Source organism: Clostridium pasteurianum DSM 525 = ATCC 6013 (genome assembly GCF_000807255.1).
Classification (GTDB): domain Bacteria; phylum Bacillota; class Clostridia; order Clostridiales; family Clostridiaceae; genus Clostridium_I; species Clostridium_I pasteurianum.
In genome coordinates this window covers 520,799-545,170 of sequence record NZ_CP009268.1, presented here as the reverse complement: position 1 = coordinate 545,170, position 24,372 = coordinate 520,799, and the positions used below count along the sequence as shown (strand labels likewise).

Genomic DNA, 24,372 nt, shown 5'->3' with positions numbered 1-24,372 from the left:
AATTATTTAAAATTTAACCTGTACACTATGGTTTTAATACAATTTTTATATAATTATCCAGTTTTTGATCAAATAATTTGTAAGCTTTCTCACCATCTGAAAGGGACATTCTGTGGGTTATTATATCTATGGCATCAAATTTATTCTTTTTTATTAGATCTAAAATAGTATCTATATAAGAATCTGCAGGACATTGACCCATTTTTAATGTTATATTTCTTGAGAAAAAATCTCCAAACGGAAAATTATTATACCTAGCACCGTAAACTCCTACCACAGATACTGTTCCGCCTTTACGAACAGCTTGAGATGCAATTTCAATGGCAGACTTTGAACCTCCCTGTAGTTTGAGGATAGTTTCTAAAGTTTCTATTTCAAATACAACAAAACCCAAAATTAGCTATGTATCACATAAACTATTTTGGATTAAGTTGTTTTAATAAAAAAGAAACTATTTGCTTTTTTCTAATAACAATGCACTATTATAATTCTATTGAAATATTATTTTAATCTAATTATGTTTTTGAAATACTTCAAGGAACATTTGTATATTATATGGGCAATCCATAATACAGCAATTCCTGCCATTATATCATAGGATAGATTCAATAAAAATAAATGTTTTCCAAAATCCCCATGTCCTGAGCCTAGAACCGGTAATACTAATTGTGAAGCACCTGATGCTAGTATAAATAAAAGCATAAGTACTAAAAGTCTTGTGGTCCTATCCTTATATTTTATAAAATAAAATATTGATATTAACAAATACAATATTGAAAATCCAATGAATACATAGATATTACGATGAAGCTTTGGAAATTTTTCTATGAGATAAACTCTTATACCATTTACAACCTTATTGGAATCATATTGATTTTTAATAAAGCTTCCCTTTTTTATATTTGAAAAGGCATAGGCATTATTAGCTGAATCAACAATCTTTTCCCACAACCTATCCGGATGATTAATATAAAATACCAATATTTTCCCAAAGGATATATTAGGATAAAAATCGTCTATCATTTCCTTTCCCAAAGGATCCTGTTCCCCTTTTCTATCATAGAAGGAATGTCCGTAGAATACCATAAATTTTTTATCTATACCAATCTCCTGTAAATCCCTTTCAGGTGTAGGAGAATCCCTAAGCACTCCTAAAAAAACAGATTGATATAAATTATTTCTATTCATGGTATCAGATAGAGAGAAATATCCTATGCCGCATATTGAAATAACTATTAAAGTGCCTATAATAATACTTATCCTTATTTTCTTTTGTTTATAATAAACAAATAATCCAGCATATATGATCAGCATAAATACGAGCAAAGGTATATTCTGAGATTTTGCAGTTAAAAATCCACAGGAAGCTAAGAAGAAATATATAAAATGTCTTATCTCTGGCTTTTCTCTTGTTATGAGATACAAGTACGTACCTATGTTCAAAAATAAAAATATAATTGTCCCCGCTTCTCCAAAGAAAGAATTGAAATAAGTTATGTAACAGGTACTGGTAAAAAATACAATAAAAAAGGCACCACAGATAATTTTAAGTATGGAATTAAATCTTTTAAAGCTCACTATAAGAAATATCCCAATTAAAAATATTACACAATATACAAAAGCTAAATATCTTATATCAAAAAGATTGCTGCTAAAACCATGGATTACTAAAAAAATAAAAACCGATATTTTAAGCAATATAGTACTTGAAACCCAGTTGATATACACAGGCACAAACAGCAATGGATTTGGATTTGATATTAAAAATTTATTATGGAAATATCCATCATAAATCTTTTTATATTCATTATGTATATTCTTTAGTCCTCCATACCTCATAAATCTTTCAAAATCACCATTATCACATTTTCCCACTATAGGATAAACAAATAGAGTGTTTATTAGTATAATTGCTATAATCACCAATATAATAGTTTCTATTAGATAATTATCTTTAATGTATTTAATCTTTTCTAGTATTCTTAACATAAAAAATTCTCCTGATATTATTATATTTAATTATATGGATAAGTTAAATAATTAACTTTTATATATTATATTTTCTTTATTTTCAAAACATCTTTATTATAATATTCCAAGTATAAAATTACTCATATTATTTTATTATGATAATTTTACTATATAACCCCTATACTTTTCTATGGAAAATATCAATAAATTGTTAAGTGTTGTTAACAATTTAACAACACTTTATTGTTAAATTTTAAACTAATACATTAAAAATAATTATTTTTAATGTATAATATATTTATATAATGATACATTATTACCAAATTAAGTATAAATATCACTTGTATTTCTAATCAGCATATGTTAAACTTAATATGTTATTAGTTAGAAATTTCTAACCAATAACATATTAACTATTTTACAATAGGTCTATCTATAATAGATTTAACCTGACTAACTTGGCGTAAGTCTCCCACGCACTCTGTACAGCCCTCACACAAAATCGAAGATTTTGGTTCTCTGCTTTTCTTCAAGTGGAAGCTCTACACCAAGTAAGCCATGCATTTGAAGTTCTAAAATTCAGATGGGGTAAAAGAATCACCACCTGAATTAAGAACTTGCTTCAATTGAAGATCTACATATTACATATATTGTAGGAGGATTATTTTATGGACAAACTTACTTTTACTATGGAAAATTATCTTGAAGCTGTATATGAATTATCCAATGGGAATCAAGGCACTAGATTAACAGACATTGCCATTAAAATGGATGTGACCAAAGCTACGGCTAATACAGCCATGTCAGTACTTTCTGAAAAAAAACTTATTACTAATGAAAAGTATCATAAAATTTACCTTACTGAAGAAGGTCTAAAACTGGCAAAAATCATTTCAGAAAAACATCAAGTTATTCAAAAATTTTTTACTGAAGTTCTAAACATCGATAATACTATTGCGAACACTGATGCCTGTGCTATTGAACACGTAATCAGTAATTATTCCATTACTGCTATGAATAATTTTTTAAATAATGTTTGGATAAAAAATTCTTTGAACAAATAACATTTTACCACTAATTTAGTGGTAATTTGATTTTAACTTATATAATTACTCATCAAATAATTTATATACTATCTTTTTACACTAATTTTATAATTACCTATAAAATTGTTATAGACCACCAAAATCATATATTCTCCTGCCCTATTTAATAATATCTGTTTTGAATCATTTTTATTTGGCTGAAAATCCTCTACTATATTTCCATCTTTATCAATTAACTGTAATTTTAAAATCCCCTCTTTAACAGAAGACTCGTAGGTAAGATTAACCTTCTCATCATTCTTTCCATTAAAAAACACCTGTGATTTATTGCTTTCCTTAGTGGTAATGTTATTCTTTATAGATGCTAAAGGAGAATAACCTGTTATAAATAAGCTAAGTATACATATTATAATTGCAATGTTTATGGCCCTATTATTTTTCATCAATTACCTCCAGACTATGTAATTTATCTGTTTTTATCCATTGTTTCCCTCTAATGTATTATAATTTTATTTTATACCATTATTATTAAAAATTGCGAAATTAATTATTAAGATTTCCTTAAGAAAATATATAAAATAGAAATCCATTTAGCACTATAAAACATTATTGTCATAGTTAAATAATACACTCTTTTTTTAATAAAATCAACTATATTGGAAAAATTACATTTTAATAGCTATTTATCCGATAACTAGTTGCTGTATAATATATAAAAAAATTGTCCTGCAATAAATTATATCCTGCAGGACAGCCATATCTTCAATACTCCTAGCTGGTCATGAGTAAATCTTTTCTCTCAATACTTCCAGCTAGAACTTCAAATTGTCTTTCTATTCTCTTAATCAAATCTTTGTCCTTCTCCTCATCAAGGCACTTATACGGTTTCCCATTATAGTTTCCTTCATAAGTAAGCACGGCTTTTATGGACTTCTCTTTTTCGTATACCTTTCTGATAACTTCACATTCTTTGTCCTTTGGATTAACAGCTAAAATAGAATAAAGTAATCCTGCCGCAACACCAAACTCAAGCATAGGAGTAGACACGCCATTTTTGTGGGCTAAGTCAATAGTTCCCATTACACGCTCACCACTTTTCAATTTTCTAAGAGGATCACGACCAACACGTACACAAGGATCTTTAAAAGAATATCTGCATCTCTTAATAAATTTAGCTATGAAGCTGTCTACATATTCTGTTAATTCTTTATTGTTTTTTACAATAGCTGGTTTTATTTCTTTGCTCATAACCTTTTTAACTAGAGAAATTACCTGTTCATCTCCCATTCCCTGACCAATAGTCTTATATCCTAAAAGACTTGAATACCAAGCAATAATAGCATGAGTTCCATTAGATAACTTATTTTTTACATCCTGCATTTCAGCTATATTATCCACAGTTTTAATCTGCCTCATTCTCTCTAAAATAAGACTTCCCTTACTTGCATACAGCAGCATATCAGCTTCACTATTAAATACAGTAATATTCAGCTTGGATAATTCATGAGCAATTTCAGATACATTATACAGTTTTTTAGAAATATTACTTATTAAGGAGTCGCTTGTATTTACATCTGCTGCTTTTTTATTTCTGTTTCTATCCATATTCTCATTTGAAGGAATACCTAAAATAGAACTAATATCAATATCCTTTTTCAAAATGTTTCCTTCAACAGTTTTTAAATTCATTTTTACTTGTTTTAGTATAGTTTGTTCCTTTATCTTAGATACCATCCTATTTACAACTGTTTCTGTAAATAAAGCTTTTTCTATAATCTCTTTAGCTTTTTCTTCTCCAATAAACTTTTTCAATGACTTCTCTACATTATCTTTTACATATAATCCTCCACCTATTTTATTTAGTATTACGAGGATTGTTATATATTTACCATTGTTGTTGTATCTTTCTATAAGTCCCTTTGCAATAATATCTGCTTCTTTTTTGATAGCTCCTTCTGGAAGACTAAGCCCGATTATTTCCGACTGAGAATACATCTTCTTCATGGCTTCTTCATCTGAGGTATTTATCAACCTCACATTAGTAATTGTCTGATCAAAGGCCAAACTTTCATAATGAACATTAAATTTTCCAAAGGCATTTATAAGTTCTATGAGATTTGAATTTCTTGTAGCTCCAATTATTTCAGCTGGTCTTGTATATCCATCCCAATGTGAAAAAATTTGTGTCAAATACCCTCCTCCAATAGCACCAAAACCATGAATTCCAACTTTCATATGGTTTAATCTTTTTGGGAAATGCTCATTTAATTTTGGCGGTGTAGGCATTTTAGCAGTATATTTTATCAAATCTTCTAAAAATTCCAACATATTGTCATAAGCTTTAAATGCACGAGCTTTAATTTCTTCTTTTGGTTCTTTCATGTCCTTTATAAATATAGGCATTGAAGCAGAATCTGCTGCTGCAAGAAGTCCATTTTGAGAATCCTCAAATATTAAACAATTTGAAGGTTCACAATTTAATTCACCAGCTGCCTTCAAGAATATTTCAGGATTAGGTTTACCCTTTTCAACCTCATCTCCACATACAATAATATCAAAATAACCTATTATATTAGCACGCATAAGATATTCTTCTGTTATAACTCTTCTGCTTGAAGTAGCTACTGCCAGCAATACGCCATTTCTCTTCAGCCTCTCTAAAACATCTATGAGACCTTCCTTAATGGGGACTCCATTTTTTCTAACATATTGCAGTTCAAGCTCGTCTGCTTTTTTACGAATTTCCTTATAGGGATAATCTTTCCCATATCTCTCTTTAGCAAGAGCTTCTGAAGACTTTGCACTAAGTCCTAGGGAATCTATTAATATCTGATCATCAATGCTTTCCCCATAAAGCATTTTAGATGCATCTTTTAACATTTTCATTCTAAGTCTTTCTGTATCAAACATAGTTCCATCCATATCAAAAATAGCCGCATTTACTTTTTTATTTTCAAAAATCATACTTTCCCCTCCAATTATATTTTATATTTATCAATTTTCATCTGTTATTTTCTATTTTTTTATTTATATTTTGTCTTTGAATTCTTAAATGATTTTGTACAATGATCTTCTATTAAAAAAACTATTTGTACAAACTAGAAAATGTATTTATAAGATCAGGTCAATTATTGATTACATATTTAATTGAAAACTTATAGCCAACTAAATAGTATAAATATATTATGGTGCTTTCAACTGACAACCCTATTATATTATGCAAGTTGTTAGTTGTCAAATGGATACTTAAAATGTAAATGTATTCAAAATGAAAAAATTAAAAAAATTTTCAGACTTTTATTTACAAATTTCCTCTTAACTCTATGCAATATTTTTTATTTATTCTTGACCTATTTTCATATGTATAAACCATTGACAGCTCTTATATTTCAAAGATTACTGAGGATGAAAATCTTTTAAAAACTTTTTCGTAAAATTTTCATCTGCAAATTCTTTTATTATTTAAATAAATTTTTTTATTTAAATAAGCCTATTTCTTATTAATTTTTATTCATATACAAGATATTAATTAAATAATAAGAAATATTATTACAAATACAAACATACAATAGCATCAATGAAACTTAATGCACTATTATAAAATATAAAAAATTATAAAATAAATATAACTTTTTAATAATAATTACTTGACATCATCATCAAAAAGTTATATATTGAATGTATACTAAATTTGTATACATTAATAAAATAAATTTAATAATAGTTAATTCACTAATCATTTTGTCATATACGTAATCTATCGCAGCAAACATAATTAAAAATTATTTATTTAAATGAATTTTTTATAATTTAAAGTATACCAAAATGGTATATTATCAAAAGGGGGATTTTATTATGTCAATATGTGAAAATTGCACAACATGCCAATCAGCAGATAAAGTACTAGAGGGTTTTATAGGCTCTATGAATATGGAGACTTCTCATCACAGAGTAGAAAGCCAAAAGACAAAATGTGGGTTTGGTACCCAGGGCGTCTGCTGCAAATTATGTGCCAATGGTCCTTGCAGAATAACTCCAAAATCACCAAGAGGTGTCTGCGGAGCTAATGCAGATACAATAGTAGCAAGAAACTTTTTAAGAGCTGTGGCTTCCGGTTCTGCTTGCTACCTTCACGTTATTGAAAACACTGCTTTAAATTTAAAATCTATAGGAGAAACCAAAGGCACTATAAAAGGAGTTAATGCTCTAAACAGAGTAGCTTCAATTTTAAATATAGAAGAAAATGACATACATAAGAAGGCCGTATTAGTAGCTGAATCAGTTCTAAAAGATATATACAAACCTAGATATGAAAAAATGGAAATTGTAGAAAAGATGGCGTATAAGCCAAGAGTTGAAAACTGGAAAAAACTAAATATAATGCCTGGTGGAGCTAAATCAGAAGTGTTTGATGCTATAGTTAAAACTTCTACCAACTTAAACAGTGATCCAGTAGACATGCTACTAAACTGCTTAAATCTTGGAATATCTACAGGACTTTATGGTCTTACATTAACAAACCTGCTTAACGATGTTATGCTTGGAGAACCTGTAATAAGGCCGGCTAAAGTAGGTTTTAAAGTAGTAGATACTGATTATATAAATATAATGGTTACAGGACATCAGCACTCCACTATATCCCATTTACAAGATATATTAAATAATGAAGAAGTAGCAGCAAAGGCTAAAGTAGCTGGTGCAAAAGGCTTTAAACTTGTAGGATGTACCTGTGTAGGTCAAGATCTTCAATTAAGAGGAGAACACTATAAGGATGTATTCTCAGGCCATGCTGGAAATAACTTTACCAGTGAAGCATTAATTGCCACTGGCGGAGTAGATATAATAGTTTCAGAATTTAACTGCACACTTCCAGGTATCGAACCTATTGTAGATGAATTTATGGTTAAAATGATTTGTCTTGATGATGTGGCAAAGAAGGCAAATGCTGAATATAAGCCATATTCCTTTGAAAATAGAGAAGAAATAAGTGATTATATTATAGATGAAGCTGTTAAGAGCTACAGCGCTAGAAGAGATAAAGTCACTATTAATATACCAATGGATCATGGCTATGATGATGTAATAACTGGTGTCAGTGAAGAATCTCTTAAAAATTTCCTTGGAGGAACTTGGAAACCTCTTGTAGATTTAATTGCTTCAGGCAAAATTAAAGGTGTAGCTGGCGTGGTTGGATGCTCAAACCTTACTGCTAAAGGTCACGATATATTCACTGTGGAACTTACAAAAGAACTCATAAAAAGAGATATAATAGTTCTTTCAGCCGGATGCTCCAGCGGCGGACTTGAAAATGTAGGCTTAATGTCACCATCTGCTGCAGAACTGGCAGGAGAAAATTTAAAAGAAGTATGCAAAAGCCTCGGAATACCTCCTGTATTAAATTTTGGACCATGTCTTGCTATAGGAAGGCTTGAATTAGTGGCGACAGAGCTTGCTGCATACCTTGGAATAGATATTCCACAGCTGCCGCTAGTACTATCTGCACCACAATGGCTTGAAGAACAAGCTTTAGCTGATGGAGCTTTCGGTCTGGCCCTTGGACTGCCTCTTCACCTTGCAATACCACCATTTATAACAGGAAGTAAAGTAGTAACCAAAGTTCTTACAGAAGATCTTGAAGGCTTAACTGGCGGAAAACTTATACTTGAAGATGATGTAGTAAAAGCAGCTGATAAGCTTGAAGAGATTGTACTAAACAGAAGAAAATCATTAGGACTATAAAAAGATAATCCATAAAGATGGAATAATATATGGAGCAATTCTCCTTGGAGATATCTCCTACTGCGGAGTACTGCAGCAAATTATAAAGAATAAGAGAAATATATCTAATATAAACAAAAATATCTTCAAAATAGATTATTCTGATTTTTTCAGTATACAGCCAGATGGTAGTTTTCAATATAAGGCCGTATAACTTTGAAAGGCTGCCCTAAAATTTTAGGGCAGTTTTTTTATTTATATCCTTCAAAAAATCAAAACAGCAACTACCTATATATTAATATAAACTAATTGCTGATTAAGTAACTCCTAATTCATTAGAACAATTTCATTCTAATTATTTTTTATATCTATTTTAACCCTAACATCCTGCTTAACAACTTATCTTTTGTGACTATGGCTCCTTTTGGACAAAGTTCTTGACAGCAGAAGCAGCGTATACAATTGCTATATTTCCATTTTGGTATTACCTTATTATTATGTTTTACAAAGGATATTACTTTAGATTTTTCTGGACAGACCTCACCGCATCTCTTACAGCCTATACATTTTTCTTCTATTAGAACTGGATTAGGTGCAGTAAGTGAAGCAACAAAATTATTTAGTGACGGACTTATAAAATTAATTACCTTAGCACTTCGTGAGAGCTTAAAGTCTTTACATTTCATGTGCTGAACTTTTTCTCCCAGAATCTCTATTTCTTCTGGAATTACAGTTCCCCATTTTGTATCATGAGCAACTTTTAAAACGGGTATAGCTGATACATTATCATAACCAATTAGACTTACCGCTGTAGAATCAACGGCTGTAAGAGATTTACCCATAATTATGGTATCCATTTTTTTAGGTGTTCCATTCCTTGGACCATTCCCCTCCATAGCAATTATACCATCAAGAATTGCAAAGCTGGTTTTCACAACAGAATTTAGGTCTAAAAGCATTTTACTAAAGTTAACTGCATCTGGTAGTTTTGTATGCCATGCTGCCTTTTGAGAACCAGGTATACATCCAAATTGATTCTTAACTGCTCCAGTATAATACATCATGGCATGAGTTTTAAGCTTAGGCAGAGTTATAACCACATCTGCTTCATAAGGTGCTCTAGCAATATTCCAAAACTTATACATTAACGGATTTTCCAGTTCCACATGTACTTTATCATTAAAATCAACAAACTTAACTCCATATCTTTTGGCGACCTCAATCAACCCTGATTTCTCAGCAGCTTTTCTCGTATCTGCTGAACCTGGAGAGTCCCCGAATATTATATTATTGCTGTATTCCTTAACTATCCTGACAACAGCTTCAAACATTGCATAATGTGTTATAACGGCAGAACCTTTTTTAACTATACTGAGTAGATTAGGTTTTAGCAATACAGTACTATTTTCAGGTATAAGACTTTTCAAAAAAGAATTTCCTCCCAAAAGTTCAAAGCCTTCTCTAAGTTTTTTTTCAATATTATCAACATCATAATCTGTACATTTTAACAAAGCAACCTTTTCCATAACGTACTTGCTCCTTACTTAGTCCTTTTTCCATATCTTCTATGACATAATTTATTAGAATAAAGCTATATTCTAATATAAAATTTAAAATTATAATTGAAATCTATACATTTGTAATCATACTATGTTTTAAAATCAAATATTTGTGATATAATATAAATAGAAAAGCTGTTATGGCTTTAAAAGTTATTGATTATTTGGGTTAAGTAAAAGGTGCTCTCGCAAAGCGCCCTTTTACTTTTTTTGAGTATCTTCTATGTCAATAATCACTTCATTATCAACTAAAGTTTTAGCTCTAGTCTTTAATTTAAGTGATGCTTTATCTTTTAAATAGGCAAGTATAGCAAATATACCTGTTACACCTAAAACTAAAGCAACTATAGTAATACATACTATAGCAGTGATAACAATTTCATCACTCATTCAGCCACCTCCTCTGTTGTCTTTCCATAACAGCTTTTCTTTGGAGAGATAAATAATCTAGAAGGTGGCAACCTAAATACATATTTATCTTCTGGAAATATTATAGCATATAAAAATATACATATATACATATCTTTTCACCTGACTAACTTGGCGTAAGTCTTCTACGCACTCTATACAGCGATTCACACAAAATCAAAAAAAGATTTTGGTTCTCTGCTTTTATTCAAGTGGGAGTTCGACGCCAAGTAAGCCATGTATTTGCAGTTCTAAAATTCAGATGGGGTAAAAGAATCTCCACCTGAATCAAGAACTTGCTTCAATTTATCTTTTTAAACATATTACAATATGATTTTCATAACAAAAAATAAAACCAGCAATTAGCTATATTATTAATATAAACTAATTGCTGGTTAAGCAACTCCTAATTCATTAAAATAATCTGATTCTATTTGAATATTCATCACCCTATTTCCCGTTATTTTTATAATGTGTATTACACTATAAATTTTAACTTCTGTAAATATTTAATCATATCTATTTACCTTTGCTATTCACAAGATTTCTACTATTAGATTTTTTAAAATTCACTAATACTCTAACACCATCTTATTAAAGTTTTAGTTTTTCTTTATGAATTAGGGTTGCTCTATACAATATAAAGAAGTTTTTCTCTAACAATAAGCTTTATGCCTTAATTAAAGTTTTTAAGCTTTAATCTACACTGCTCATTTTTAGATTAAGATTTTTAAATTTCATTAGAATTAACATCCTTCTGTTATTTAAAATCTTTTTGTATCTTCTTTATGTCTTCATTATAATGTAGACGTTTACATTTGTCAATAGTTTTTATAACTTTAATTTTCAACTTATGAAAATGTATTAGTGATAAATGACTAATCTTCTGTATAAGGAACAATATGACGATAAGGTACAGGAGATTTAAGTACTACAGATGTGTTAACATTACCATAGGGCAATAATCTATCTATAAGTAAACTCATACTCTCCATATTATTTACAGCAGCCTTAATAAAATAATTAATATGTCCAGTTACTCTGTGGCACTCTAAAATATCCTGATCTTCTCTAATCATATCCTCAAATATTTCCGGAGATACCTTTAAAGAACTTAATTCAATAAATAGTATAGTATTTCTTCCAATTGCCTTTAAAGATATTCTCGTAGTAAATTCTTCAATTATTCCCCTCTCCTGCAGCCTTATAATTCTTTCCGCAATACTTGGCCTGCTAAGTGCTAACCTCTTTGATAGCTCACTTATGGTTATTCGTGAATTTTCCTGTAAAATTTTTATCAAATCAATATCTAATTTATCCATTTAACCTCCTCTTTCAAAATGAAGTTATTTAAAACTATATTTATTCAAAATGTAGATATATACAATATAATTTATTCATTATTTAATGTAAATTAATTTATATATATTATATCATTAATTTATCTAAAACAAAGATCTCTGTTTATCTACATATTAATGAGTAAGCAAATTGTGTTATTAACATTAAGGCATATTCAAATAAATAACAAGTCAGTATGCTAGCCTATTTTGAATCTTACTGCGTCAGCAGAACCCTCAGATAGCCTACTATCCTCGGAACCTGCTTCCTTGTTAGATTCAAAATATTCGTGGCATCTTTGACTTACTATTTATTTTCACATGCCTAATTATACTAGAGGGAGATGATTTTAAGTGAGTGCCATAATTAGCTCTCCTATTTTTTCTGTTATGATTTCATTAATGGCTTTTGAAATAGGCTGTATTGTATACAAAAAGACTAAATTTCCATTATTTAATCCTATAATTATTGCGATAGTATTGGTAATAATTATAATCAAATTACTAAATATAAGCCTTGATACGTATAATAAAGGTGGAAATTTAATTAGCTTCTTTTTGACTCCAGCTACAGTTATATTAGCCGTACCACTATATAAAAAATTGCAGCTCCTAAAGAAGAATTTAGTCCCAATAATAGTAGGAATAGCTGCAGGATCTTTAAGTGGAATGTGCAGTATAATATTATTATGTCACCTATTCCTTCTTCCAAAACAATTAACTCTATCTATTATACCAAAATCCGTAACGGTACCAATAGCTGTAGATGTTTCAAAGCAAATCGGAGGAATATCTACAATAACAATTGCCGCTATTATAGTCAGTGGAACTATTACCATTGTGGTATATCCACTAGTGTTTAAGATTTTAAAAATTAAAGATCCTATAGCAAAGGGAGTTGCCCTTGGTACAACTGCCAATGCAGTTGGAACTTCAAAAGCCATAGAAATGGGTGAAGTAGAAGGTGCCATGAGTGGTTTATCTATCGGCCTTGCAGGTATGTTTATTGTAATATTTGCACCTATAGTAACAAAAATATTTAGTGTTCTTATAAAATAGTTACTAATAAACAGAATTCTTGCACCAGATAAAATTTTTGCTTATAATACACAATGCTTAAAAGTCATGGTATAAATAATACTATTATATGATTGCAATATAATGCTATTATCGCCAATATTGATCTATCAATCTACAGTGCAAAAAATCAAACCACCAATTAGCTATATATTAAATATAAACTAATTGGTGGTTAAGCAACTCCTAACTCATTGAAACAATCCGATTCTATTTGAATATCCATCACCCTTTTTTAGTTATTTTTTTATAATGTGTATTACACTATAAAAATCTACTATTTTTAAATTTCTCTAAATACAATCTTCTTCAATATACTATATTGATTAATAACTAGCCAATATACATATCTTTACAATTATATTTACTTCTTTTTTAACATTTGTAAATATAATTTTATAGTACACATGAAATCAGATTCTCAGTATCTGTATTCTGTGTTTTCTATAAATTAATACTACTAAATGTTTTTAGTTTTTCTGAACATTCTCTTAAATCGAACGTTCATGGCATTTTCAGTAATCCTCTTACAGTTTACATCTGCAAATATTTAACAATATCCACTTTTGTTTACTTAAGGTATATTCAAATAAATAAATCGTCATCATACTACTTCACATTCTGTATCATACTTCACCAATAGAACCCTTTGATAACTCACTATCTATTTTCTATTTCCCTATATGATCCAAAATAACACAGTATATTTTGACTTAATATCCATTTTTCCATACCTGATAAGTTTTTTACTGTTAATGCTTTTAACCTTATTACTAAATCTTTGCAATTCTTTGTTACCTTCAATACCCTTACTTTATGAGTTAGGGTTGCTATAAAGAAGTTTTTAATCTTCTTTATGTCTTTATTATAATGTAAACGTTTGTATTTGTCAATATTTTTTAATAATTTTTATTTAAATCTATTTTTATATATTTTTCTCATAACATAACCAAGATATACTGTAAAAGCTGATAACAGAACTATACCTAAAGTAAATTGTAATATACCACTTGTAGATAGATTTGAAAATTTCATTATAAAAGCTGTAATTAATACTATAGAAATTATTAAAAACATTATAAAAGATACTGAAACAGCATAAACTACCTGTTTGTTTCTTCTTTCTAAATTTTCAATATTTGTAAAAGACTCAGGCCTTTTATCAGTATATTCCTTTCTCCATATAAAACAACTTGCCATTTGCCCAACAAGTTCCCATCCAAACTGTTCATATGTGGATTTATACTCTTTTTTAGGAAATGCTTGCAAATCGTAAACATAACGATATTTTTTAGGCTCTGAACGATGAAAAGTCATAGCTACTGAACTCCACTGACTTATATGATCGATATTCCACCCCTGAAGAGCTAATTGCTCAAGCCAATTTTCATAGTCAGCAGGAACAACATTTATAAATACAGATAACCAGACTGTCTTTGTATTCTTCATAATAATCCCTCCACAGTATGATATATTTCTTCAATACGGCGTACTTCTTCTAAGAGGATTTGTTTGCCGATATCAGTTATTACATAAATCTTTTTTCTGTCTATTTCTTTTACTTGTATAATTAATGCATCACTTTCAAGCTTTCCTAAGCTTTGATAAATTGTACCTGCACCTAAAGTAATACGTTCTTTTGTCAATTTCTTTACATGCTGCATAATTGCATATCCGTGTCGTTCTTCTTGTAAAGAAAAAAGAATATAAAACATGGTTTCACTCATAGGAATATAACGCTTGCGTATTTTTTCAATATTCACATATCCACCTCCATATATCACAGGAAACTATATCACAATATGATATAGTTATAATACATCACATTGTGATATATGTCAATAATTTTGGATAAAAAATAGGGCAGTTTAAATACTGTCCTAAATACACGATTATAGGTAAAATACATATATTGATTTTACCTATAACTCTAAAATAAAGTGCTTATCTTATAATATTACTTCTACGCTCCATAAAGGCAACATCATGCCATACACCATTACTCATTTTGGCAATTTTTTCTCTTATGCCAACCAGCTTAAATCCACATTTCTTATGCAGCTCTATACTTGCAGTGTTTTCTCTTATAATACCTGATTGCAATGTCCAAAATCCATTTTCTTCTGATTTTTTAATCAAATTATTAAGGAGGCCTTTCCCTATTCCTAATCCTCTATAATTTTCTCCAATATATATACTAACCTCTGCAACTCCTGCATAGACACATCTACTTGATGTGGGGCTTAATGCAACCCAACCCAATACATTCTTTTCTACTGAGAGTGCTACTAATCTACAGGAAGTAATATGTCCATTATTCCAATTTTCAAAGGTTGGAACTTCTGTCTGAAATGTTGCCTTACCTGTATTAATGCCCTCTAGATATATCTTTGCTACTTGTTCCCAGTCCGATTCCTTCATTTCATCAATTTTATAATCCATCTTTCTCTCCCCCAACTACTTACCCGATGACTACCCGCTCTAATACTCCTATCACACTCTGTGAAAGCCATTCACACAAAATTTCTGAAATTTTCGTTTTACCTAAAGTTGGAGTAAAGAGCGGCTACGTCCCTGGATAACGATCTCTAAGCATCATGTGGAATAAAACCCTCCACCTAATGCCAAGAGCTCTGTTTATATGCCTTAACATGTGCTCCTGCAAAAGCTCCATCAAGAAGCTCTGAATCTATCTTACTATATACATCTTCCAAATTCTTCTGTTTTGCAATATCCTCTATTATTTCTTTGGTGTATATATTAACTGGAGTAATTTCAATATCCTTAAATCCAACATTTTCAAGTATTTTTTTATACTCATTAACTTCCAAAGCACCAGCAATGCATCCAACCCACATTTCAACACTTTTCTTTATATCCTCAGGAATATCTTTAAGAACCACAACATCAGCGATTGCTAACCTTCCGCCATTTTTCAATACTCTATATGCTTCTTTTAATGCATCTTCTTTACTCTCACAAAGATTTATTACACAATTTGATGTAATAACATCTACACTTTCATTTTTAAGAGGAATGTCTTCAATATATCCCTTAATAAACTCTACATTTTTCACTTCCATTTTATCTTTATTTTTATTTGCCAATTCAAGCATTTCATCTGTCATATCAAGACCGTATACTTTTCCACTTTCACCTACATACTTTGATGAAATAAATACATCTATTCCGCCGCCGCTTCCTAAGTCCAATACCACCTCTCCCTTTTGAGGATTTGCAAGTACAATAGGGTTTGCACATCCTAGTGATGCATTAATAGCTTCCTCTGGTAATCCTTCTATATAATCTTTTGTATAAAGATTTGAGTTAATTGCAGCATCATCTCCACAGCATGAGCTGCCGCACCCACAAGTAACTTTAGTTTCAGCATTTACTTTTTTAGCTATACCTCCGTAATAGGCTTTAACTTGTCCCTTAATATTATTTTTCATAATTAAATTCCCCCTAACAACATTTATTTTCACTTACAGCTTTAATTAGAAGCTTTAAGCTATCAAGCACTTGATCCCTTTTATTTTCTGGAATAGAATTAAAAATGGCATTAAAATACTGTTTCATTCCTTCTTCAATATTTTTAAATATCTTTATTCCTTCATCAGTTAGCTTTATGGTTACATACCGTCTATCTTCTGGATGTAATTTTCTAACCACTAAAGCATTTTCTACAAGATTATTTATGGTTCTGCTCATTGTACTTTTATCTAAGGTTAATATTTCAGCAAGCTCATTTAAAGAAATTTCTTGTGCTCTTCCAATCTCCACAATAGCATGACATTGTGAAATTGTTACACCACAGCAGGTTGCATCCCCTTTCTCCAATATTCCCAGGTTTCTTACCAATATTCTAATCAGTTCACGCAAATAACTACTTTCCTGGCTTTCCATTTAATCACCTCGATTTAATTGTAATGCAAAACTGTTGTATATTACAACTGTTTTTTTAATTTACTTAATAGATTTTTTCTATGTATTAGAAAAGCACTAAATATTTATGCATAAATATTTATATTAATTCTATATAAAACTACAACAATTTTTAAATATATAAGCTGCAATAAATTATATTCATTATCAATGAATCTTACTTGAAGGGAGTTTGTTGTACTCCCTTCAAGTTTAGATTAATTATCCAGCGACTAGTCATCGGATAAAATATCTATTCTATTCAAATTACTTCTATACCACTACTACCTGTCATTAATTAAATCTACAATTTTAATTGCAGCTTGTTTAAGATAATTTTATCCCATGAACCAATTTAAATTAAAATTTAAAATGATTTATTGCATATTTATAAATTTAATTGTATAATAATGCATATAATATATTATAAATTTATCCAATAACAGGAATACAAACTCCCACTAAATAAAATTCATTGATGAAAGGTGTTGATATATTTATGAAACAAATAAACATAAATTATACTAATAATCTTATAAGCCAAAATAAGAATTCAATATTGTTTACTACAAATCGTCCAAACATCGTAATGGAACATGGAAAAGGTATGTACCTATTGGACACTGAAGGAAAATGTTATCTTGACTTTATAGGGGGCTGGGCTGTGAATTGTCTTGGACATTGTCCTGATATTATTAATGATGCTATTATAAAACAGGCTAAAACACTAATAAATGCCAGTCCTTCTTTTTATAATAAACCCATGCTTCAATTTGCAAAGCTGCTTACTGATAATTCCTGCTTTGACAGAGTATTTTTTTCCAATAGTGGCTCTGAAGCAAACGAAGGTGCTATTAAGCTTGCAAGAAAATATGGTGAAAAATTTCTTGACGGTGCCTATGAAATAATTACTATGATTAACAGTTTTCATGGAAGAACACTTGCTACAATGTCTGCAACAGGGAAAAAAGTCTGGGAGAATTTATATGAACCAAAGGTTCCAGGCTTTAAACACGTACCACTAAATGATATTGATGCACTAAAAGCTTCTATAACTTCAAAAACCTGTGCAATTATGCTGGAGCCTATTCAAGGTGAAGGTGGAGTTAATAAAGCAGATAAAGTTTATATTGAAACCATAAGCAATATATGCAAAGAACATGGAATACTACTTATTTTTGATGAAGTTCAAACAGGCATCGGCAGAACTGGTAAATTATTTGCTTATGAGCACTATGGAATTGAACCTGACATAATGACACTTGCTAAAGGTATAGGTGGAGGCTATCCACTATCGGCATTATTGACTAAAGAAAAGTTAAATATATTTGAACCTGGTGATCAAGGTGGAACTTATTCAGCTCAACCCTTAGGAATGGCTGTAGGAATGGCTGTGGTAGAAGAAGTTATTAACAAAAAACTATTCATTAATGCCGAAATACAAGGAAATTATATATTAAAAAAATTACGTGAATTAAAAGATAAGTATAAATTGAAAAATATACGTGGTAATGGACTTCTCATTGCATTCGATCTTCCATGTGACAAGGGTACTGAAATTGTAGATAAATGTTTGCATGAAGGCTTAATTTTAAATTCACCAAGACCTTCAATTATTCGTTTAATGCCCCCTCTAATAGTAACTGAAAAAGATACTGATAATATGATTAATATTTTAACTAAAGTTTTAGATTTAACTCTTTAAGTATATTACTAATTAAATGATTTTTTACATTTAAAAATAAAACCACCAATTAGCTATATATATATAAACTAATTGGTGGTTAAGCAACTCCTAACTCATTTGAACAATCTGATTCTATTTGAATATCCATCACCCTTTTTTAGTTATTTTTTTATAATGTGCATTACACTATAAAAATTTACTATTTTTACTTTCTTTAAATACAATCTTCTTCGATATATTATATATTGATTAATAAAATAATTAAGTTAATATAGTGTACTAATCTATACATATGTCTTTACAATTATATTTACCTGTTTTCTTTAACATTTATAAATATTATTCTATACTCCTGCATTAAGGTATCTTAAATAAATAACTAATATTATGCTAGGCTGTTTCATATTCTACCTTTCAATAGAATCTTCTGATAAGATTATTATCAGCGTTTCTATTTTATTGTATTATACTAAAAATATCCTTTACATCTTTTATTACGTATTTACTTTTAGATTCCTCAATCAGATTCTCTATATCTGACTTCTGCATTTACTATAGTCAAACATTGCTAAATGTTTTTCTAGTTTTTCTGAACATTTTCTTAAATCAAACGTTCATAGCATTTTCCAGTAATCTTCTCACAGTTTACATCTATAGATATTTAATTATATCTACTTTTGTTTTACTTATAAGCTTCCTACTATTAAGTGCTTTTAGATTTACTAACTCTTTAAACTATCTTATTACTTTTTAGTTTTCTTTATGAGTTAGGGTTGCTATAAAGAAGTTTTTAATCTTCTTTATACTTTTATTGTAATGTAAACGTTTATATTTGTCAACTGCTTTTTACACTAATTTTTAAATATCATCCACATGAACAATAAATTTATCCAGTTTATAGCTAGAATACTCTAATCTTTTCCATTTATAATCATTTCAGCAAATTTTTGTGGCAGCCCACTTTCTTCAATGGACTCTGCAACTATTTGAAAATCATAAGGAACATTTACAATCTCAACTTCTACATTAGCTTAAAGTCACTACAAAAACTTTTTAATTCAGTTTTGTAGTGACTTTATGGCTTTAGTTAATTAATTCTAATAACTCTTTACCTTTTACTTCTTTAGCTTTCCATTTAACCACTGCAAAATTACCCTTAGAAATTTGATTTACTTTATTTATCCAAGTTATCTCATTGTTTGCTTTCACCTTGAGAATGTCATTAGTAGTATCAGTTGCAAAAAGACTAGAATTAATAATCCACCACTTATTGTTGATTCCAGCTCTCTTTAAATCCGCTTCCAATCTCATAGCTTCATATACCGGGGTGGCTTCAGCTAAAGTTACAATAATAACCTCTGTTTCATTGGCATTTTTAAGCTTTGGTAAAAGCTTTTTAACTGATTCTGGTGTATCTCCTTGTGAACGTTGTATTTCTTTATTATAGCTTTGTGTAGAGTCCAGCAATAATAGTGTATGACCAGTTGGTGCAGTATCTATAACCACAACTTCATTTTCAGATCTTTCAACTATTTCTGCAAAAGCTCTAAATACAGCAATTTCCTGAGTACAAGGCGATCTTAAATCTTCCTCTATATAAGCTATATCTTCTTTACTCATAGTTTCCTTTGCTTTTGTCAAAACTTCCTCTTTATACTTCTCCAGCTCCTTCTTTTCATCCACATGACTTAAAGTAATACCATAGCTGTCATCTAAAACAAATTTCAAGTGTGCTGCTGGATCTGTAGTAGTTAAATGTACCTTTTTACCTTTTTCAGCAAGACCTAAAGCAATAGCTGCTGCTATGGTGGTTTTACCAACGCCGCCTTTTCCCATGGTGAAAATCACTTTTTTCTCTGAAGCATATAAATCATCAATAACCTCTTTGAGCTTTAGAACCTTATCAGTACCAAGAGTATCTTTACTATATTTAATATTGTCATTCTTTAAAAAAGCTCTTACATTTTCAAGCCCTGTTATATTATAAGGTCTTAATGGAATTTCATAAATTTGTAATTTACTTAAATGTGCTGGAATATCCTTTAAAGCTTTTTGTTGTTTTATAAAAATTGCCTTTGAAAGATGGTCATCATAATTTTTAAGTACTCCATTAATAACTAATATCTGATTATTTACACCTATATCCTGAAGTTCTTTAGATGCCCTTTCAGCTTCCTTTAAAGGTGATGATTCAGGACGAGATACCAGTATAAGTGTAGTTTTTTCTTTATCTGATAAATTACTAACAGCATTTTTATAAACTTCTTTTTTATCTTCAAGGCCTGAAAGCTGCCCTAAACAGGATGCCCCGTGTGTACTCTCACTAATAAAATTACTCCAGGCAGAAGGAAGCTGAAGCATTCTTAAGGTATGGCCTGTTGGCGCTGTATCAAATATAATATGATCATACTCCTCAGCTGCTTTTTCATCGGTTATAAAAGTTGAGAATTCATTAAATGCAGCAATCTCAACGGTACATGAACCAGAAAGCTGTTCCTCCATATTTTTCAAGACTACTTCTGGCAGTTTTCCACGATAAGGCCCTATTACACTTTCTCTGTACTCAGCGGCAGCTTTTTCCGGCTCAAAATTTGCAACTACTAAATTGGGAACCTCTTTTATAGATATCCCTTTATTGTTTAGCTCAGTGTTAAAAACATCTTGCAGATTGGAAGCTGGATCAGTACTTATAAGCATGATTTTCTTACCTTCATCCGCCAAAGCTACTGCTGTTGCACAAGCTGTTGAAGTCTTACCGACTCCGCCTTTTCCAGTAAAAAACAAGTATTTTGTTAAATTAATATTATCTATATCAAAGCTTTTAGACATTTAAACACCTCTTTTCCCTTTTAGCAGCATCCATCATTACATCCACAATCATTTGGTTTTTTAATCTTTATCTTAGCTTTTAAATAATCCTCTGTAATTTCAAGGAATTCACAGAACTCTTCATTAGTAGGATAAGCTTTAGTTTTTACTACTGCACCGTCAACCATGGTAACTGGAAGTACATCTACTCCATCACTATTTAATATTTCATTTATGATTTTATTATCAACAAATATTTGTGCATTATTAGTAAGATTATATCTTTCTATAAATATACCTTTATTTTTTAAATTGTTTATCACAGTAGAAATTCTCAGTAACTCTGGATTCACAGATGGTCCGCATACTCCTGTTGAACAACACATAGCCGGTTCAAAAATAATCATTTTTTTCATAATCATTCACTCCTTGTCTTTTAGGCATCTGAAAATAAATAACAAGTCAAAGATGCCTTATTTGCATTCGCATTTAGTTTTATCTTTACAGATACATTCATCTGTATCCGTTATAAGATTCATAAGAAACAGCATTAATTTATTACAGTAAGCAACATTTAATGAATAATAACTCCATAAACCATCTTTTCTACAATTAACAATCCCACATTCCATTAAAACCTTCATATGGTGGGAAAGTGTAGGCTGAGTAAAGTCAAAATATTCCAATATATCACAGGCACACTTTTCACCACAGGACAGTATATCAATTATTTGTAATCTATTAGAATCAGCTAATGCTTTAATAACTTTAGAGTTTTCTGCATAATTTAATCGCATTCAATCACCTCTTACATAGATAATTATCTATACACATAATATAGACCAATATCTATGTATTGTCAATATAATCTATTTATATTGACAATACTTAATTATTATATTTATTATTCTCTATATATATTATAGTATTCATATTTTTCTTTTATTGCCATTAATTATTTATCTATAATCCGTAATTTGAAACTCATAAAAAAATTACAGCAGTTATAGGTAATTAAGTTTGATTATTTATAATTTATATTATATAATTAATATGGATTATTATGGTATCATCAATAGATTCTTACAGGATCATAAGGTTAAATTATAAGATTGGAAAGTTTATGGGAAAATTTAAACACATGGAGAAACTATAGGCTTTTTTTCATTTAATTAATCTTTTCTAATTACCTAAGTTTCGTACAAACGAAACATTAGCAATTTCCATAAAATAGTTTCCAAAAAATAAATAGTGGATAATACCGAGCCTTAAAGTATAATTTTCTTACCAACAAAAATCAAGAAAGGCAGGTATCATCCACATGAATAATATTAGCTTTAATCGAGATAATTGTAAAGAAGAAACTACTTCCATTTGGTTAGTTGCAGTTATGCAATTTGGCTTAAAAATGAACTTTTTCAAGCCCTTTGAAGACTTTAAACTTAAGATGAAGAAAGTAAAATATTCCGTGTATCAAAAGCTTATAACTACTATGATGTCCATAGTCATTGGCTGTGAAACCACTAAAGACATAAATGAAAAACTTTCTGTAGAAAAGCTTTCTGCCAATATGTTTGGTATGGATACAATTCCAGATCAATCGCAGATTAATTTGTTACTTACACGTTTTGATTCTGATAGTATAATTCAGCTTCAAGATATACATCATAAGATTTTTATGAATAACAGCAGTTCAATTTTTACCCATACTAGTATAGTCGTAGACTGTGATCAAACAGGTCTAATTGCAAATGGTAAAACTTTTGAATTAGCTCAAAAAGGGTATTTCCCTAAAAAGAAAAACCAAAGTGGCTATCAACTAGCTGCCGCATTTACTGGTGAGCACTCCGAAACAGTAGCAATGATCCTAGATTCAGGGAGTGCCCATTGTACTGATCACTATGATGATTTATTAAAATCTATACTATCTAAGTACAATGAGAAAGTTCATAATGGTAATTTAATATTAAGAACTGATAGTGGTTTTGGTTCAGCAGAAAATATTGAGAAACTACGTTCAATTCCTAATTTAAAATTTGTTACCAAAGGATATTCTACTGTTAAAGCTAAAAATTTGGCAAAAGATATACCTTTCTCAGAATATGATAAAGCCGATGAGGCTGTCTGGGTTTATGAACTTCCTCAAATCAATAAAGTTAGGTATATTATAGTTCAGACATTATCTAAAAAAGGGAAATTGAAATACTCTCTACTTATCACAAATATCAGTGCTAAAGAAATGAGTGCAGTTGAAATATTCCATTTTTATAATAAACGTCAAACTATAGAAGCTTTCTTTAAAATAGTTAAAAATGTATACCACATAAAGAATCTTAGAACATCAAAGTTCTATGGTATTTATGGTTTCTTATGGCTAGTATTTATAACACACAACATTATAAGTTCTTTTAAGTCAACGATTCTTCGGGAAACGAAACTTGAGCGTGTAGGTGTAAGAGTTCTAGTCAAAAGTATTGGTAACATAAAAGCATTTGTTAAAAGAACTAGCAATGGAATTAATGTAAATATTCCATCAATGACAAGGCTATCACAGCTTATTGCTGACGCAATCTGTGGTCCTAGATATACACAACTTAGTTTTAATATTTAAGCTCAAAGTAAAATAATGTAATAAAAATTGGAAACTTATTTTAAAGTATTTTTAGTATTGCCATTTTTAAACTTTCTATATTATTCCAACAGGCTACGCCTTAATAAATAGAAAACTAAGGAATATTATACAAAATAATAACAGGCAAATATATGAAAATATAAGTCTTATATTTGTACGAAATCTAGGTAATTAATAATTAAGTTACTATTAAATGATATTT

General features: G+C 29.7%; 20 protein-coding genes and 2 pseudogenes. 6 read left to right on the top strand and 16 right to left on the bottom strand.

The features are described 5' to 3' along the window. Positions 1-25: 25 nt before the first annotated feature. Positions 26-373, bottom strand: a pseudogene (locus CLPA_RS02455) (glutathione-dependent formaldehyde dehydrogenase); the annotation flags it as partial. A gap of 128 nt (positions 374-501) precedes the next feature. Further along, complete coding sequence (gene wsfD / locus CLPA_RS02450) at positions 502-1,989, bottom strand: glycan biosynthesis hexose transferase WsfD (protein WP_004455195.1); 1,488 nt, start codon at positions 1,987-1,989, stop codon at positions 502-504. A gap of 650 nt (positions 1,990-2,639) precedes the next feature. Between wsfD and CLPA_RS02445 the strand changes: the two genes are divergently transcribed. Then, positions 2,640-3,035, top strand: a complete 396-nt coding sequence (locus tag CLPA_RS02445; RefSeq protein ID WP_004455194.1) for a metal-dependent transcriptional regulator — start codon at positions 2,640-2,642, stop codon at positions 3,033-3,035. Between the two features lie 68 nt (positions 3,036-3,103). Here the strand turns inward: CLPA_RS02445 and CLPA_RS02440 are convergent, their stop codons facing one another. Both CLPA_RS02440 and mtlD read right to left on the bottom strand, forming a co-directional pair. Then, entirely contained in the window at positions 3,104-3,460 is a 357-nt protein-coding gene (locus tag CLPA_RS02440; RefSeq protein WP_004455192.1) for a hypothetical protein, read from the bottom strand. Positions 3,461-3,788: 328 nt separating this feature from the next. Continuing rightward, positions 3,789-5,981, bottom strand: coding sequence for a bifunctional mannitol-1-phosphate dehydrogenase/phosphatase (mtlD, locus tag CLPA_RS02435; RefSeq protein WP_004455191.1), 2,193 nt, complete (start codon positions 5,979-5,981; stop codon positions 3,789-3,791). Between the two features lie 891 nt (positions 5,982-6,872). Between mtlD and cooS the strand changes: the two genes are divergently transcribed. Both cooS and CLPA_RS22055 read left to right on the top strand, forming a co-directional pair. Then, on the top strand, positions 6,873-8,756 hold the full coding sequence (gene cooS / locus CLPA_RS02430) for an anaerobic carbon-monoxide dehydrogenase catalytic subunit (protein WP_004455190.1): 1,884 nt from the start codon (positions 6,873-6,875) through the stop codon (positions 8,754-8,756). Beyond that, a pseudogene (locus CLPA_RS22055) lies at positions 8,752-8,949 on the top strand (NAD(P)/FAD-dependent oxidoreductase); the annotation flags it as partial. The gene cooS and the pseudogene CLPA_RS22055, both read left to right, overlap by 5 nt. A gap of 154 nt (positions 8,950-9,103) precedes the next feature. Here the strand turns inward: CLPA_RS22055 and CLPA_RS02425 are convergent. The 4 genes from CLPA_RS02425 to CLPA_RS02415 form a co-directional block, all read right to left on the bottom strand. Then, positions 9,104-10,261, bottom strand: a complete 1,158-nt coding sequence (locus tag CLPA_RS02425; protein WP_004455189.1) for a DUF362 domain-containing protein — start codon at positions 10,259-10,261, stop codon at positions 9,104-9,106. 234 nt (positions 10,262-10,495) lie between these two features. Further along, the gene (locus CLPA_RS02420) at positions 10,496-10,684 is read right to left on the bottom strand and encodes a hypothetical protein (protein ID WP_004455188.1); all 189 of its coding nucleotides are present in this window, start codon (positions 10,682-10,684) and stop codon (positions 10,496-10,498) included. Beyond that, positions 10,681-10,815, bottom strand: a complete 135-nt coding sequence (locus CLPA_RS21830) for a hypothetical protein (RefSeq protein WP_257786228.1) — start codon at positions 10,813-10,815, stop codon at positions 10,681-10,683. The genes CLPA_RS02420 and CLPA_RS21830 overlap by 4 nt, the downstream gene beginning before the upstream one ends. A 765-nt stretch (positions 10,816-11,580) precedes the next feature. Further along, on the bottom strand, positions 11,581-12,024 hold the full coding sequence (locus CLPA_RS02415; protein WP_004455187.1) for an Lrp/AsnC family transcriptional regulator: 444 nt from the start codon (positions 12,022-12,024) through the stop codon (positions 11,581-11,583). A 372-nt stretch (positions 12,025-12,396) separates the two neighbouring features. On the opposite strand from CLPA_RS02415, the gene CLPA_RS02410 reads away from it, so the two are divergent. Beyond that, positions 12,397-13,101 (top strand): LrgB family protein, encoded by a 705-nt coding sequence (locus CLPA_RS02410; RefSeq protein WP_004455186.1) that lies wholly within the window; start codon positions 12,397-12,399, stop codon positions 13,099-13,101. 927 nt (positions 13,102-14,028) lie between these two features. On the opposite strand, the gene CLPA_RS02405 is transcribed toward CLPA_RS02410, so the two are convergent. The 5 genes from CLPA_RS02405 to CLPA_RS02385 all read right to left on the bottom strand — a co-directional run bounded on the left by CLPA_RS02405 (position 14,029) and on the right by CLPA_RS02385 (position 17,025). Beyond that, a complete protein-coding gene (locus CLPA_RS02405; RefSeq protein WP_004455185.1) occupies positions 14,029-14,568 on the bottom strand; it encodes a DUF2812 domain-containing protein in 540 nt (179 codons plus the stop codon). Next, positions 14,565-14,882, bottom strand: a complete 318-nt coding sequence (locus CLPA_RS02400) for a PadR family transcriptional regulator (RefSeq protein WP_004455184.1) — start codon at positions 14,880-14,882, stop codon at positions 14,565-14,567. The genes CLPA_RS02405 and CLPA_RS02400 overlap by 4 nt, the downstream gene beginning before the upstream one ends. 181 nt (positions 14,883-15,063) lie before the next feature. Continuing rightward, positions 15,064-15,561, bottom strand: coding sequence for a GNAT family N-acetyltransferase (locus CLPA_RS02395; protein ID WP_004455183.1), 498 nt, complete (start codon positions 15,559-15,561; stop codon positions 15,064-15,066). 176 nt (positions 15,562-15,737) lie between these two features. Beyond that, on the bottom strand, positions 15,738-16,571 hold the full coding sequence (gene arsM, locus CLPA_RS02390; protein WP_004455181.1) for an arsenite methyltransferase: 834 nt from the start codon (positions 16,569-16,571) through the stop codon (positions 15,738-15,740). Positions 16,572-16,584: 13 nt separating this feature from the next. After that, on the bottom strand, positions 16,585-17,025 hold the full coding sequence (locus tag CLPA_RS02385; RefSeq protein ID WP_004455179.1) for a MarR family winged helix-turn-helix transcriptional regulator: 441 nt from the start codon (positions 17,023-17,025) through the stop codon (positions 16,585-16,587). A gap of 517 nt (positions 17,026-17,542) precedes the next feature. Here CLPA_RS02385 and CLPA_RS02380 point away from each other — a divergent pair. Next, positions 17,543-18,748, top strand: coding sequence for an acetylornithine/succinylornithine family transaminase (locus CLPA_RS02380; protein ID WP_004455178.1), 1,206 nt, complete (start codon positions 17,543-17,545; stop codon positions 18,746-18,748). Positions 18,749-19,813: 1,065 nt separating this feature from the next. Here the strand turns inward: CLPA_RS02380 and arsA are convergent. Genes arsA through CLPA_RS02365 form a run of 3 tightly spaced genes read right to left on the bottom strand, consistent with a single transcriptional unit; the run spans position 19,814 to position 22,335 of the window. Then, a complete protein-coding gene (gene arsA, locus CLPA_RS02375) occupies positions 19,814-21,559 on the bottom strand; it encodes an arsenical pump-driving ATPase (RefSeq protein WP_004455177.1) in 1,746 nt (581 codons plus the stop codon). A gap of 20 nt (positions 21,560-21,579) precedes the next feature. Further along, positions 21,580-21,954 (bottom strand): arsenite efflux transporter metallochaperone ArsD, encoded by a 375-nt coding sequence (gene arsD / locus CLPA_RS02370; protein ID WP_004455176.1) that lies wholly within the window; start codon positions 21,952-21,954, stop codon positions 21,580-21,582. Positions 21,955-22,011: 57 nt separating this feature from the next. After that, on the bottom strand, positions 22,012-22,335 hold the full coding sequence (locus tag CLPA_RS02365; protein ID WP_004455175.1) for an ArsR/SmtB family transcription factor: 324 nt from the start codon (positions 22,333-22,335) through the stop codon (positions 22,012-22,014). A 524-nt stretch (positions 22,336-22,859) separates the two neighbouring features. Here CLPA_RS02365 and CLPA_RS02360 point away from each other — a divergent pair. Continuing rightward, a complete protein-coding gene (locus CLPA_RS02360) occupies positions 22,860-24,149 on the top strand; it encodes a transposase (protein ID WP_004455633.1) in 1,290 nt (429 codons plus the stop codon). Positions 24,150-24,372: the final 223 nt, after the last annotated feature.